This window comes from Dyadobacter sp. 3J3 (assembly GCF_009801115.1).
Taxonomy (GTDB): domain Bacteria; phylum Bacteroidota; class Bacteroidia; order Cytophagales; family Spirosomataceae; genus Dyadobacter.
Map to the genome: position 1 here is coordinate 201479 of NZ_VTOL01000010.1, position 14361 is coordinate 215839.

The 14361-nt window shown below is 39.2% G+C and carries 11 protein-coding genes; 4 read left to right on the top strand and 7 right to left on the bottom strand.

Annotation, left to right across the window (positions count from 1 at the left end; all coding sequences use genetic code 11):
• Positions 1-66: 66 nt before the first annotated feature.
• A complete protein-coding gene (locus FZF08_RS21885) occupies positions 67-375 on the top strand; it encodes a hypothetical protein (protein ID WP_229216640.1) in 309 nt (102 codons plus the stop codon).
• Positions 372-1202 (top strand): SDR family oxidoreductase, encoded by an 831-nt coding sequence (locus tag FZF08_RS21890; protein WP_159473318.1) that lies wholly within the window; start codon positions 372-374, stop codon positions 1200-1202. Before FZF08_RS21885 ends, FZF08_RS21890 begins: the two co-directional genes overlap by 4 nt.
• An 83-nt stretch (positions 1203-1285) precedes the next feature.
• On the opposite strand, the gene FZF08_RS21895 is transcribed toward FZF08_RS21890, so the two are convergent.
• A complete protein-coding gene (locus FZF08_RS21895; RefSeq protein WP_159473321.1) occupies positions 1286-3745 on the bottom strand; it encodes a prolyl oligopeptidase family serine peptidase in 2460 nt (819 codons plus the stop codon).
• Positions 3746-4061: 316 nt separating this feature from the next.
• On the opposite strand from FZF08_RS21895, the gene FZF08_RS21900 reads away from it, so the two are divergent.
• Both FZF08_RS21900 and FZF08_RS21905 read left to right on the top strand, forming a co-directional pair.
• A complete protein-coding gene (locus tag FZF08_RS21900; protein WP_159473324.1) occupies positions 4062-4490 on the top strand; it encodes a hypothetical protein in 429 nt (142 codons plus the stop codon).
• A gap of 174 nt (positions 4491-4664) precedes the next feature.
• Positions 4665-5054 (top strand): VanZ family protein, encoded by a 390-nt coding sequence (locus FZF08_RS21905; RefSeq protein WP_159473327.1) that lies wholly within the window; start codon positions 4665-4667, stop codon positions 5052-5054.
• On the opposite strand, the gene pgi is transcribed toward FZF08_RS21905, so the two are convergent.
• The 6 genes from pgi to FZF08_RS21935 all read right to left on the bottom strand — a co-directional run bounded on the left by pgi (position 5033) and on the right by FZF08_RS21935 (position 14354).
• The gene (pgi, locus tag FZF08_RS21910; protein WP_159473330.1) at positions 5033-6682 is read right to left on the bottom strand and encodes a glucose-6-phosphate isomerase; all 1650 of its coding nucleotides are present in this window, start codon (positions 6680-6682) and stop codon (positions 5033-5035) included. The two genes, FZF08_RS21905 and pgi, sit on opposite strands and share 22 nt — an antisense overlap.
• Before the next feature lie 465 nt (positions 6683-7147).
• Positions 7148-8344: a DUF5009 domain-containing protein gene (locus tag FZF08_RS21915; RefSeq protein ID WP_159473333.1), complete on the bottom strand. Its 1197-nt coding sequence runs from the start codon at positions 8342-8344 to the stop codon at positions 7148-7150.
• Positions 8345-8386: 42 nt separating this feature from the next.
• Complete coding sequence (locus tag FZF08_RS21920; protein WP_159473336.1) at positions 8387-10579, bottom strand: alpha-galactosidase; 2193 nt, start codon at positions 10577-10579, stop codon at positions 8387-8389.
• Between the two features lie 200 nt (positions 10580-10779).
• Entirely contained in the window at positions 10780-13179 is a 2400-nt protein-coding gene (locus FZF08_RS21925; RefSeq protein ID WP_159473339.1) for an ABC transporter permease, read from the bottom strand.
• Between the two features lie 102 nt (positions 13180-13281).
• Positions 13282-13617 carry a DUF6616 family protein gene (locus tag FZF08_RS21930; protein ID WP_159473342.1) on the bottom strand — a complete coding sequence of 112 codons (336 nt, stop codon included), beginning with the start codon at positions 13615-13617 and terminating at the stop codon, positions 13282-13284.
• Between the two features lie 140 nt (positions 13618-13757).
• Complete coding sequence (locus FZF08_RS21935; protein WP_159473345.1) at positions 13758-14354, bottom strand: HD family hydrolase; 597 nt, start codon at positions 14352-14354, stop codon at positions 13758-13760.
• Positions 14355-14361 lie beyond the last annotated feature (7 nt).

A 14361-nucleotide genomic window follows, 5' to 3' on the forward strand; every position in this document is an offset into this window, starting at 1 on the left:
AAATCCCCTTCGAAAGTTGGGGATTTTTTTTCAGCTAAAATTTTAAAAAGTGCGTAATTAATCTTCATGGGTACGTCATTAAGCTGGATAAAATCCTGGCATAAATTTTTAACACTAAGAGCAGCTCATTCATCAATTAATCAGATCAAACCGACTTTTATGGACGCAATGATGACATTACCTGAATTGAAATATTTGTCTCCTACGACACGTGAAAAAGCAATGACCATTGCCCAGGAATTAATTAAAACCTCCAACATTTCTCCAAAAGATGCGATTTCAAAAGCCATTTTGATCGCAAAAAACTGGGCAGTTAAAAATGTGAACAGAAGTGTTTGGAAAAAATTAAAATCAATCGATAACGAAGCAATATGACTAATCCTGATCAGCGGTTTAAAGATAAGGTTGTTATTGTTACAGGTTCAAGCTCTGGAATTGGTAAGGCCTGTGCAGTTTATTTTGGTCAGTTAGGCGCCAAAGTTGTGGTAAACTATACTTCAAATGCAGATGCGGGAAACGAAGTTTTAGAAGAAATTTCTAAAAACGGCGGAACTGCTATTCTTGTAAAAGCGGATGTAAGTAAGGAGGAAGAAGTGAAGGCAATGTTTAATGAAACCATTGCGACTTACGGAAGACTTGACATTCTGGTAAGCAACGCTGGACTTCAACAAGATTCTTCTTTTCTTGAAATGACTTTGCAGCAATGGCAGAAAGTAATTGACGTGAATCTTACGGGTCAATTTTTATGCTGTCGTGAAGCGGCACGCCAATTTGTTGCCCAACAGAAAGTTGCTATGCAGGATCAGCCTGATCATAGTGAGTTGGCAATTGGGAAAATCATATTGATGAGTTCTGTTCATGACATTATTCCCTGGGCCGGCCATGTTAACTATGCGGCTTCAAAAGGTGGTATAATGATGTTTATGAAATCAATTTCCCAGGAACTTGCCCCTCATAAAATTCGTGTAAATTCAGTAAGTCCGGGTGCTATTAAAACTCCTATCAACAAAGATGTCTGGTCGGATCCGGTAAAAAGTAAAAGCTTGCTCCAACTGATTCCTTACAAAAGAATCGGAACACCTCAGGATGTGGCAAAAGCCGTTGGCTGGCTTGCATCCGATGATTCTGACTATGTGAATGGTGAAACACTTTACATTGACGGAGGTATGACGTTATATCCGGAATTTGCAGATAATGGCTGATACCATTATTTTTTAGGCTAAATATAAAAAAGCACCAGACGTTATGTCTGATGCTTTGATAAACCGGGGACTTAAATAGTCCCTTATTTTTTAACAAATTCTCCTTTCTCAACCGACCAGTCGTTTCCAAAAAAGCCTGCCATTTTTATCCCATCAGCACCTGATTTCAACATTTCTGCTGAGAATATCATGAGATCTGCAAAGCCACTTCCACCGCTGAAATACTGATTTGCATTGGCTGCTTTAAATCCTTTGATGCCTGTTCCTGAAATTACAGAAATTGATTCTGTCTTACTATCTTTTCTCGGCCAGATAAAATATGTTGCCAAATCACTGCCTGAAAACTGTGTATCCCCTACTAAAATCTTCCCTTTGGAAACTTTCACAGGACAATCGGCAAGAAGCTTATTCCAGGCCAAATTATTTTCGGAGTTTCCATAAAGTACAATTCCTCGCTCGGCGTATTTCGTTGGATCAAAATCTACATCTGCAACAATATCAATCGCACCATTTCCTCGGAAATACCACGTTTCTGAATCAAATCTTGCTTTTTCAATTGCCCAGGTATTTTCTTCCGCTGACCCCTTCGTGCCGTAAACATAAACCATCTTACTCTTGAAACCATCTTTGAAAGTTCCATAACGCGCAGGCACTTTCTGAGAAGCATCCGGTTGTGAAGAAATTTCCCAGTTACTATTCTTTTTCAAGTAAATGATTTCATCTATCTTCTTAACTGTATAAGGAACAACGTCTAAACTATCCAGTGAGATATTGATCGTTTGTCCAACATCAAAACCTGCAAGGTCTAAGGAAATCAGAGCGGTATTTTCCGTTTTGCCTGTTATACTATTTTTAATTTTATTACGGTCAAGTTGAATTCTGCTGTAATTCAGTGGAGAAATCTGCTGATAAATTCCTGCCCAACGCATTTTGTAAGATATACCAGGATTAGCAGTTTTAAAGTCAACATGAGTATCCGCAGTATCTTTCTTTATTACATGCCAACTAAAAAAATTGAAAATCGGAGCCCAGTCTACACTTTCATCACCATACCAATGCTCACCACCCGGATATTCATAATAACTAAAATCATTATGAAAAGTCCCTAGTAACTTCCTCATCTGCCGTGCATATTCCACTGAAACCGTTTTATCAGCATCACCATGGGCAATATAAACACCCAGACCTTTATAGTTTGTAGCCAATGCTAAAACGTTACTCGGATTACTGGCCCGAAGTAAAATCGCTTCCATTGGGATTGCTGAATTTTCAGGAATTTGTCCGTCATGTGAACCATAAGAAGAAAGATTCGGATAACCGGCAGAAGGAGCAATGGCTGCCCAATTTTCCGGATAAGTAGCACCCAGGAACCAGGTTCCATGTCCGCCCATCGAATGACCTGTGAGATATATGCGGGACGGATCAGGCTTATACTGTTTTTTTGCGATCTCCAAAACTTCCAAAGCATCCATCCTGCCCCAGTCTTCCCAGTTAAATCCACGCGGACGTCTGTTTGTCGGGGCTACAACTACGCCCCAATCTTTTGGCTTATAAGCACGCGCCTGATTAATCGCCTGAACTTCCGCTCCATGTACGGAAAGGAATAGAGCCGGCGCTTTTCCATCAGATTTACTGTGTGGAGCAACGCTGTAATACTGTACACTTCCATCTATATTACTTACAAATGTGCGGCTATAATGTTTGCCTTCCGCAATAGATTCGAGTTCTACATTTGATTCGTCAATTACTTTCCTATTTTGTTCCAACTTGATACTGACCTTATGTTTTCCAGTTGCGAATGAACTGCTTGCATCAACCAAAACTCCAACTTTTCTGCTACTCATGGGTGGTATTTCAGGAAGTTTTGTCATGATCGTTTTACCCGAAAGTTCCGTTGTCACCTGCAAACCTAAAAGCTTTTTTGAAGTTGTATTCAAAACTACAATACCCAGCCATAACGAATCATTTTTTAAGGAAGCAACAATGTGCGGAAGCGTAAGATCATCAGTATTAATGGCTATGGCTTTTGCCGGAAATGTCAATTTTGCCGTTATTCCTCCAAATCGGCCGAAACGGGCTACCCTAATATAAAATTCGTTATTCCCTTTTTTTAATTGAACTGGTAAATGCATCCAGCCATAACGATAAGCGTCTCCACCCCTTGGAACGCCATTCACAAAAACCATATCGTGACCGGTAATGTTCAGCAGAACAGATTGTTCTTTCGAAGATTGATAGGTCAGATAGATATAGCCGTTTGTAAAACTTTCACCTCTAAAACGACCGGAAGTATCTGATTTTACTGGTTTCCATTTTAATTCTTCCCCTTTATCATTTTTGATAAAAACACTTCCATCCTGAGGTTTAGCAATCAAACCGGAATAAAGCTGGTATGCAAGCTCGTCTTTATATATCGCCTCACGGCCATATTGATGGCATGGGCCAACCGCCAGTCCATCCGTGAATTTATATACGTTTTGCGACCGTGCAGTATTTACAATACAACTAAGAATAAAAAAGACGCTTATGATAATTTTTCTCATAAAGGTTTTAACTTAAATAAAAGATTGCATAAAGGGTTTTAGATAATTGAATATTTTTTGTTTCCATATAAATATGAAATCAGACAAAAATAAGTATTACAATTTTGTTAGAATAATCGTTATTACTTCCAAAGCAACTAATAACGTATCATTTCCGAAAATCGACTAATGCAAATATCTAATAATCAAAACCTTATACTTAATAAAAAAATTTAATATATTTTGGTTTTGCTAACCTTTACTCCCAAAAAAAGTAGAATTCCCTTCCAACATTTTTCGACCTTCCTGCATCTTATCATTATAAAAAACATTAGCCATGAAGAAAATAATTATTATCGGTTGCCTGTGGTTTATATGTCTTGCATGCAGTAGTGAAAACGATAGAACACCGCAGGCACAAGAGCAATATACCGGTGTGGCGTATCGTAAACTTACCACGGTATCCGTTTCAGGAATTCCCTTGAATGTCACTTTATTGGAAGTAAATGACAGCCGGTGCCCGATCAACGCCGTTTGTATCTCGGCAGGAAGTGTAAATGTCAAATTCAATATAACAGATGGCACCAACAGTACGGATGCTGTCATCGCACTGGTTAATGATAATAAAGACACAAGCACTCAGATTTTTAAATTGGGAGGCCAAAAGTATTCAATCAAAATGCAAAAAGTTTCGCCGTATCCGGAGCTTCCGCAAACAACAAAATTAGAGGAATACCAAGTCAGCATTACCATTGAGAAAATATAAGTCGTAACCTCTTTTTATTAGTGCATTTTGTTTAAAAGCTGCATCAACAAAACCTGGTGCAGCTTTTTTTGAATTATATAGGTATCGATTATTAACAAATAAGGATGAAGCGTCAGTCAGCTAAGAATTACCAAAAAGTCAGTTTACATTTGTCAAAAAAATTCAAACTGAGCTATGCGCCCTGCCAATTCTTTTCAAGCCTTTTTAAGTTTTCTTTCTAAAAAAAACTGGATTGCAATATGTTGGACCTTACTGATCCTGGTAGCTTGCAGCTGGCCTGGAAAGGATATTCCGGATGCTCCGGTCACTGGTTTTGACAAACTTGTACATGCCGGATTGTTTGGAGGCTTCACCGTTTTATGGCTCTTGGTATATCCTCAAAAATCGGTTATGGTGATTTTAGCAGGGATTGCCTATGGAGTTGGCATTGAATTCTATCAAGAAATAATGCCACTAGACCGAACATTTGATTTGTTCGATATAGTGGCAGATACTATTGGTGTTTTTCTGGGATTTGGTTTTAAAGCAATCGTGCTCGACCGTTATCTCCAGCGTTTATATTGATTGATCAAACCGTTAGTCGAACTGTCATGATTCGTAACCGGCCAGTCATTTTGAAGTTCCGGATAAATTTTGTTGGCAAGTTGTTTACCAAGCTCAACACCCCATTGGTCAAAGCTGAAAATATTCCAGATAATTCCCTGAACAAAAATCTTGTGCTCATACATCGCAAGCATGCTTCCCAATACCTTCGGTGTGATCTTTTTCACAAGAAATGAGTTGGTAGGTTTATTACCTTGAAACACTTTGAACGGTGTTAGAAAATCTATCTCCTCTTTACTTTTGCCAGCAGCCCTTAATTCTTCACTTGCTTCTTCATATGTTTTACCATTCATAAGTGCCTCTGTCTGTGCAAAGAAGTTTGATAAAAGCATTTTATGATGTTCTCCGATTGGATTATGGCTTACAGCTGGTGCAATGAAATCGCAGGGAATAACTTTTGTTCCCTGGTGAATAAGCTGGTAAAAAGCATGTTGCCCGTTTGTACCAGGTTCGCCCCAGATAACCGGTCCGGTTTGGTAGTTAACTGCTTCGCCATTACGTCCTACATATTTACCATTACTTTCCATATCCCCTTGTTGGAAATAAGCTGCAAAACGGTGCATATATTGATCGTAAGGTAAAATGGCATGTGTTTGGGCGTCGAAGAAATTGTTATACCAAACACCCAACAGCCCCAGGATCACAGGAATATTTCTTTCTAGTTTCGTAGTTCTGAAATGGTTGTCCATATCATGCGCACCAGCCAGCAATTGCTCAAAATTATTGAAACCAATGAAACAGGCAATTGATAATCCGATTGCGGACCATAATGAATAACGGCCGCCAACCCAGTCCCAGAAACCAAACATATTTTCAGGATCGATACCAAATTTTTCTACTTCGGCACGGTTGGTTGAAATGGCCACAAAGTGTTTTTTAACATGCTCGTCATCTCCTGCCTTTTCCAAAAACCAGCCACGTGCCGTAAGCGCGTTTGTCATGGTTTCCTGGGTAGTAAAAGTTTTTGAAGCGATCATGAACAATGTCGTTTCGGGATCCAGTGATTTTACAGTTTCCGCTATGTGCGTACCATCCACATTAGAAACGAAGTGCACGTTCAAACCTTTTTTCCCATATGATTTAAGTGCTTCGGTCACCATTACAGGTCCCAAATCACTTCCACCAATACCGATATTAACGATATCTGTAATTTCTTTTCCTGTATATCCCTTCCATGAACCGGAACGTACCTTGTTAGAGAAATCCTTCATTTTCGCCAGTACTTCATTTATTTCCGGCATTACATCCTTTCCATCAACCATTACAGGTGTATTGGAACGGTTACGAAGGGCAGTATGTAAAACCGCACGATCTTCGGTTGCATTGATTTTTTCGCCGCTGAACATTTGTTCAATGGCATCCGACAAACCGCACTCCTCTGCAAGTTGAACCAGGTAAGCTCTGGTACGGGTAGTAATTCTGTTTTTGGAATAATCCAGAACAATATCGCCAAAACGTAAAGAAAATTTACGGGCACGATCCGGATCTTCAAGAAAAAGGTCTTTTAAGTGTTTTTGTGAGATTGTTTTATGGTGGGTTTTCAGCTTTTTATATGCTGCCGTCTGATCAAAAGGTGTCGATTGAAGCATGAGTTTAACGAATTTATGTTTAAAAATCAGTTGAAAATTATGGCCGCTATTAAAAATACAGCTATTACTTTAACACAAAAGTAGCGTTTTAAGACTCTTATGAGTACCAGAAAAAAATGAAATTAAATTACAAAAACTTAATCAGTTCTTTATCAACGCATTCTAATTAACAAATGAGTCAAAAAACCTGTTTTAGCTTATTTGAAAGCAATTATTATTTTCAAATTGCACTACAAACTCCTTTATATCAGCCTAGCTAACCCGCAAATCCGTAAGCTAATTTTTCATATCTTTCTCATATTCAAGGCTGAATATTTGATTTCAAAAATTATATCCCGTCATGAATTCATCCTTATTTTTTGTTTTGCGACCAGATTTTAAATTATAAAGTCAAATACCTGAAAATATACCAACCCGTGGCTGATATTTGTGCACCTCAGTTGCTTAATTATTTTATCTCAATAATTAAATTTTAAGCTTTATACCAATCTTATTGATCAAACCTGTAAACAAAACAATGATGAGGGAAAAAAGTAATGACTTGAAAATTCCGATCATTCCCGTTCTTAGAAATATTGGAAGACTGATTCCGGTTAAGGCAACCACAGCGTACCAAATATAAGGAATCAGGTAACAGGTCAGCGTAGAAGTTCCGGCAGGTTTCAGAATTTCCGCCCAGTTTTTCTTTCCTTTCAGATCTGTTAACCAGTATAGTAAAGCAAAAGCCATAAAGCTGATACCGCTGCAAATTCCAACCCAGGCCGGAGTTGCCTGTATTTTTGAAATTCCCCAAAAAGGCCTTGTTCCAAAACCGTAAGCGAATGATAGTATACCCAAACCCATTAGAATCAGGAGAAATGTTGAAGGTAAAATCTGCTTGGAATACTTTCTGTAAATAACTGAAGCTACAATACCACCCATAGCAAAACCAGGCATGGATCCGCTGCCGACGATCCAGACATGTGGTCTTATTTGATGAAGAAAACCTAGGGCGCCTGAAAATTCAGCCATGTTAAAGACTGCAAAAAACACCCAGGCAATCAGGATTAAAGCAACGTTATCTCCAAGTAGCAGATAAATCATTGCACATATCAAATAGGACCAGCCAATAAGCCCCAGAATGCCATACCAATGTGTCTGCATCCAGACAATATTATCCGCTTCTCCGCCTTTGTAAATTATTGCAAGTCCGATCAGGACAAGAACTCCAATAAATTTCAACAGCCTGTAAACTGATTTATTTTCCGGCTTGTCGGGATAAACATTCCAGATCAGAAAGAAGGCAATGACCATGAAAATTTCCCAAACGTATTTACTGATAATCATCCCATCGTAGGCGCTTTCCAGATTGACAGTAAAAATTCCCATCAAAAGCAATGCAAATGTTCTTTCGACTATATGCCTGACAATAGTCAGGTCGCTGTCACCTTTTGATTTTCTATTGGCAATAGCAAAAGGAATTGACAGACCAACGATGAATAGAAAACATGGAAAAATAATATCCGAAAAACCCATGGCGTCATCTTTTGCTGCACTATGCTCCAACCAATGTGGAACACCTTCCAGCGTCCAGAGATCGTTTACAAATATCATTAGGAACATGGTCAGAGCCCTGAAAATATCTATGGAGTCCAGACGGATTATTGAAGATTTGGAATTCATATTTTAGTAATTATCATGTGGTGAGAAAATTTTAAATTTATTCTATTCCAAGACCAGCCAGGTGTAACCACGGGCAGGAATCTGAACGGTTATCGGTGCATCGAATTCCCGGTCGACCTGATACACTTTTGCTGCACCTTCCCTTTCCCGGATCTTCAAACTCGTATGTTTTGAAGTATAATAAACGGGAAGTTTAATATCCCGGGTAATGATTTCGTTCAGCGGATTATAAAGCATTACTAATCCCTTCTCCTTCAAAGCAGGATTAACGTGCATAATACCATCCCAATCCCGGCCATCGGCACGACGCAGGTGAATAACGTCGGAATTTAAAATATCACGGTATTTTTTATACCAATCAATAACCTCAATTACTGTCTTTTTTGTAACATCCGTGTCATATAATCTTGGGCCCCGATAGCAGGCTTGAATTCCGGATCCATAATACTGCATCATCAATTGTTTGTAAGCGTCAAGATGTTCTGAAAGTGGCTCCAGAATAGCTTCCGGTCCACCGCCCTGGTATTTCGTTAAGGGAACAAAACCCCAGACCATCGACGGGATTTCATTCCACATGGCATCGAAAATATTCTGCCTGTTCAGGATCATTTGCTGCTCACGTGACAGCGAGAAATTAACTTCGCGGTAACCCAGAGCAATTTTATTTGTCCCATCCAAAAAGTACCAGTCAGGTGCGTTGACATAAATTCCATTTTCATTACACCAGCGGTACAATCCTTTTTGAAGTTCCATTTGTTTCCATTGCGAATCTTCCAGTCCAACATGTCCCGGATGCGTTGTTGAGGCACAAACATCACCCGGGTAAGGACCGTCATTTTCAAAAATATTGAAGCCGGTTGCAGTCATGAAACGCTTTAAGGTTTCTATATACCTCAGCCCCCATTTACTCCCCATACACGGCGCATTACCAAAAAACGCACCACCCGGTTTTCCGGTTTTCGGATCAATTACATCATCTTCGGGACTTATTTTTCTCGAACTGAAAAGGGAATAACTTCCAATAAAAATGTTTTTTCCATGTGCATAATCCGCCAGTTCTTTCCATTTTTTAATGTTAGACGCTGTTGTATCCTCCATGTTGCAATGGCTGCCAAAACTTAAAATCAGCGCTTCATAACCCGTTGCTGCACACTGATCAATAGCAGTGCGTACTTCCTCATCGTTTTTACTGACAAGGTGCATAAAGATTGGATTACTCGTTGTCCACGGCGTTATGGTCCTGTACATTTTTCGTACTGCCAATCCGTTTCTCTCCCTGTCATATTTGTCATTCAATAACTCATAAGATCGGACGGATTCGAAAAATTCATCTTTTTTCAGCACGATACCAATGTCTTTTCCTGGATGAATTTCCAATAAACAAGGTGTAGTAAGATCATAATTTACCTGTGAGGTATAAAGCGGATCGACTTTCCAATGTGTGGCCTGATCGCTTAAAGGATAACGCATTGCATTATTGAAGGCGAAGTTATTTTCAATATAAATTCCATTGGGTTTTGCCATTTTCTCAGGCGTACCTACCACGGCACTTTCTTCTTCAACAACAGCGAGGATTTCATTAACGACCTGGTTAATAGTAACCGAAGAGCCCGTATTATTTTGTATTGTAACCCATTTGCTGATAAGTGGAATTCCATCATAAAGTGAATAATGAACAGCCACTTCCAGGCCTTTAAGTGATGCAAACGAGGAAGTAAAATAAAAGGAAATGGTTTTGCCGGAAGCATTTTTTTTGTTGCCAGTCCACATGGAAGTTTTCCAATTCAGGTAAGGCTGTGTTTCCTCGATTGTGTATTTGGTATAATGAAAAGCGCTATCAGAAGTTTTAAACTTGTCAACCCATTCCGGCAATAAATAGGCATTTTCTTTTTGACCGTACAAACCACCGACATTGTAATTTTTCCCATTTATTGCAATTCTGGCTTCCGCTTTTACAGCCCGTAGTAATTGCTGGCCATTCGACAGGTTTTTAAAATCCACACAGGCGAGGTCCGGTGTGATTCGAAATGTCCTTTTCAACAAACCATTGTACAGGATAATATCTTTCCCGTCCTGACTTTTAAAGATTTCGGCTTTTTCAGTTACTGGCTGAACGAGCCAGTCCTGCGGTTTTTTGTTTTCAAGACTGGCTTTCCAAACCTGAAGATTTTGGGCGTTTGTCCGGAATAAAATACAACAAAAAAGGAAGGTTAGGGTTTTAAGGTTAACACTCATTTTATCAAAGAATTAATGTTTAGGAATTTTACCCTAAACATAAGATTCCCTGCGCTGGAATTGGCAGAAAAATGGGTTTATTTTTTGGATGGAGTTAATTCTCATACTTTGATTAATACGGATTTTCAACGGCTAAAGCCTTATGGCTCGAAGGGATTTACTGCCCAGGGTTAATTTTAAGAAAAATTAAAACCAAATAATTACTCAGAAGTCAAACTCTTTACAGGATTCATTAACGCCGCAATAACCACTTTATAACCAACAGTTATCAATGTAATCAGGAGAATAATTATTCCGCCGGAAACTACAATCCACCAATCCAGATCAATCCTGTAAGCAAAATGATTCAGCCAGTTTGTCATTGCGTACCAGGATATCGGTGCTGCAATAAAAAAAGCAAAGGTTACCAGAATCAAAAATTCTTTTCCAAACAAGGAAACTATATTGCTGACACTGGCGCCTAAGACTTTTCTGACTCCGATTTCCTTTGTCTTCTGTGTCACCATAAACGAAACCATTCCGTACAAACCCAGGCAGCAAATCAGGATTGCAACCATGGCAAAGGACCTGATCAGTGAAGTTAGCTGCTCTTCTTTTTCATAAAATTTCGCTATTTTTTCACTAACAAACTCATACGAAAAAACTTCATCAGGATAGTTTTTCTGCCAGGCCTGATTGATGTGCTGAATCGATTGAGACAGATTTTTTGTATCAATTTTAACAGCAACTTCTTTATACAATTTGGGATTTGCAAAAATGACACAAGGCTCAACAGCCTCTTGTAAAGATTTTAAATGAAAACTTTTCACTACGCCTACAATCTGTCCCTTAAAACCGGAGGCGCCGTCTTCCAATTGTTTTCCAAGAATTAATTGTGGATCCCGAACGCCTAGCCTTTTCATCAATTCTTCATTAATCACAAACTCAACCACAGAATCGCGTTTCATGATACTACGCCCGGCGAGTAGCGGCATTCTATAAGTTTGTAAATAATTTTCATCTCCAAAACGATCCCGAATCACAAATTTTTCCCATTCTGCACGGTTGTCAAAACGGACAGAACCACCAAAACCCATACTTGATGTGGGCGCTTCGTATTGATATGAAACCGACTTGATATCAGGATATTCCAACATATCATTTCTTATTGCATCCTTAGTTTTTTGTATCGTATCCGACTTCGGCAAAGGAATGGTTATCACTGCATTCTGGTCAAAACCGAGATCTGCATTTTTGAAAAATTTCAATTGTAAAACTAAAACCAGCGTACCAATAACCAATATCTGGGCAATGATCAACTGCACGGTTATCAGCGAACGCCTCAGCCCGATTCCACCAATTTGTTGGGTCCCCAATTTACTTTTAAGGGCAGCGATAGGATTGAAACCGGATATGATGACGGCCGGATAAAAACCTGCAAATCCGATCACAGCTATGACTGTGCAAAGCCAGAACGAAATCACTTCAAACTGAAAAAAGACACCAAAGTGAAATGCTTTTGTATGTGTCCAATTATTGAGCGAGGGAAGTAATATGAATACAAGGATCAAAGCGAAAACGGAAGCAAAAATGGTAACCAAGGCAGTTTCCGCCATAAATTGCCAAAACAACTGACTCTTCGTACTTCCCAAAACTTTCCGTATCCCGATTTCCTTTGCGCGTTTCAACGCCTGCGCCGTAGCCAGATTTATGAAATTGATACTTGCGATGATCAGCAGGAAAAATCCGACACCGGCCAAAACCCATAAAATTGATCTGCGAATCTGGCCGCCATATCGTTCATCAAAATGAACCTCGGACAATGGTTGCAGTTTGTGCTCATAGTATTTTGCAGTTTCCCCGTAATACTTTAATCCATTTGCTTTGAGCGATTTTTCAATAGTCGCGCTGCTGCTACCTCCTGCTTTTTTGACAAACGTGGCATTCTTACTGCTTATCCAACCGAACTCACCAGTCCAGTTGGTACGATCCAGTTGTTTAAGTGTGGGAAGAGATATGTAAATATTGAAATCCAGGTCCGTTGGTTTATTCTGGTCTTTCAGTACTCCAACAATCCTTAAATCATTAGCATTGTTGAGACGTAATGTTTTACCCATAACATCGGGCGTACCGAAATATTTGAGAGCCATTTTTTCACTAAGCACTACCGTAAATGGCTCACTCAGCAAAACGGATCCATTATTTTGAATCCAGTCAAATGAAAAGAGATTTATGTAACCCTCATCTGCATAGGCGACATTTTCCTTTTCAATAAAACGTTTGACCTCACCTCCGGAATTTGAGGATAAGGTTACGTTTGGTAATTTGCTAATGAATCCAACTTTTTCGATTTGGGAATAATCGTGAGAAAGTGCAGTTGCCAGGGCATAGGCCGAACCTTGCTCATGCTCTATGCCCTCGTCCAGATGCATATCCAGAACAACCTTATATATTCTGTCAAAATCAGGCTGGTGCCTGTCGGTGCTCAAATGATATTGTAGAAACAAAAAAATCATAACAGCACCTGCCATCCCAAGTCCCAATCCGAAGACATTGAGAAGGGCATAGGAACGGTTTATTTTCAGATTTCTTGCAGCAATTTGGATGTAGTTTTTTAACATATCGATTCAATAAAAGTCAGCATTTGGCTGACAATTTAGGAATCTTAAAACTCTGTTAATCAACCAAGATTTATTTTTAACATGATTTAACAAAGTGGTTGTTCACAAAACAATCGAGTGATCCAGCACAGGGCCCGGCCCTCCGATCAGTCCGGATGCATTTACCTGCTCGAAGTAATTGTACCACCCAGCGTCCACTACCATTTTCTGAAAACTTGTTACCAGATCCAGAGTTGGAAATTTCCAGATTGCAAAGTATTGGAAACCGTTAAAATTGTCAATTGTGTTATCGTTAAATGACCAGGTTATAATCTCCACACCGGAGGCCAGCACACTTTCCACAGCTCCTCCGACAGCAGCAACATAAGCAGTGCGTTCAGAAGTTGGCAGGTCAAGCCAGGCTTGTTTTGGATTCCACATTTCAACGAAAATATACATGGATTTTGCGTTTAAGAATGAAATCAAATTTACCGAATATATAAGAATGAAAAACAAATTCTTAGCCAACGGCAAACTATAACTTAATAAACATGAGTTACTTATAAAATATAATTGAGCGTGAGCAAATTTAACTATTCTTATTTTTCCTTTTTCAGAATTCCATTTTCAGCACTTTCATTAATAAGGTTTTCAGCATAATTCCAGATGGAAACTGATCCGTGCTGCATCACTTTTTTCTTGTCATATACCTTTTGATAATCTACATTGTATTCTTTCCAGGTGCCGCCGTTATTGGATACATTTTGAAGTAAAGGTTCCAGTCGGTCCATGGTTTTGGCAAATTTGGCTTCCGCAGTTTCTCCTGTTTCAAATTCTTCCCAAACAGCGATTAGTTCGTCACGCTGTTCATCCGGCAGTAGTCCGAAAATTCGTTTTGCAGCCAGTGATTCTTCGTCTGTATTGGTGTGATTTTTGGTCGTATCGTATAGGAAAGTATCACCTGCATCAATCTCAACTATGTCATGTATCAATACCATTTTCACTACTTTCAACACATCAATTTCAACATTGGAATGTTTTGACAAAATGATAGCCATCATAGCCAAATGCCAGCTATGTTCTGCATCATTCTCATTTCTGTCGCTGTTGAACAATTTGGTGCGGCGCTGGATGTATTTTAGTTTATCAATTTCTTTGATGAATTCGATTTGTTTTAGAAGGTCTTCGGTTTGCATATTCACG

What these genes read in the sequence shown, in the direction of transcription:
- FZF08_RS21885 (WP_229216640.1), top strand. Translation starts at nt 67, where the DNA reads ATGGGTACGTCATTAAGCTGGATAAAATCCTGGCATAAATTTTTAACA.
- FZF08_RS21890 (WP_159473318.1), top strand. Translation starts at nt 372, where the DNA reads ATGACTAATCCTGATCAGCGGTTTAAAGATAAGGTTGTTATTGTTACA.
- FZF08_RS21895 (WP_159473321.1), bottom strand. Translation starts at nt 3,745, where the DNA reads ATGAGAAAAATTATCATAAGCGTCTTTTTTATTCTTAGTTGTATTGTA.
- FZF08_RS21900 (WP_159473324.1), top strand. Translation starts at nt 4,062, where the DNA reads ATGAAGAAAATAATTATTATCGGTTGCCTGTGGTTTATATGTCTTGCA.
- FZF08_RS21905 (WP_159473327.1), top strand. Translation starts at nt 4,665, where the DNA reads ATGCGCCCTGCCAATTCTTTTCAAGCCTTTTTAAGTTTTCTTTCTAAA.
- pgi (WP_159473330.1), bottom strand. Translation starts at nt 6,682, where the DNA reads ATGCTTCAATCGACACCTTTTGATCAGACGGCAGCATATAAAAAGCTG.
- FZF08_RS21915 (WP_159473333.1), bottom strand. Translation starts at nt 8,344, where the DNA reads ATGAATTCCAAATCTTCAATAATCCGTCTGGACTCCATAGATATTTTC.
- FZF08_RS21920 (WP_159473336.1), bottom strand. Translation starts at nt 10,579, where the DNA reads ATGAGTGTTAACCTTAAAACCCTAACCTTCCTTTTTTGTTGTATTTTA.
- FZF08_RS21925 (WP_159473339.1), bottom strand. Translation starts at nt 13,179, where the DNA reads ATGTTAAAAAACTACATCCAAATTGCTGCAAGAAATCTGAAAATAAAC.
- FZF08_RS21930 (WP_159473342.1), bottom strand. Translation starts at nt 13,617, where the DNA reads ATGTATATTTTCGTTGAAATGTGGAATCCAAAACAAGCCTGGCTTGAC.
- FZF08_RS21935 (WP_159473345.1), bottom strand. Translation starts at nt 14,354, where the DNA reads ATGCAAACCGAAGACCTTCTAAAACAAATCGAATTCATCAAAGAAATT.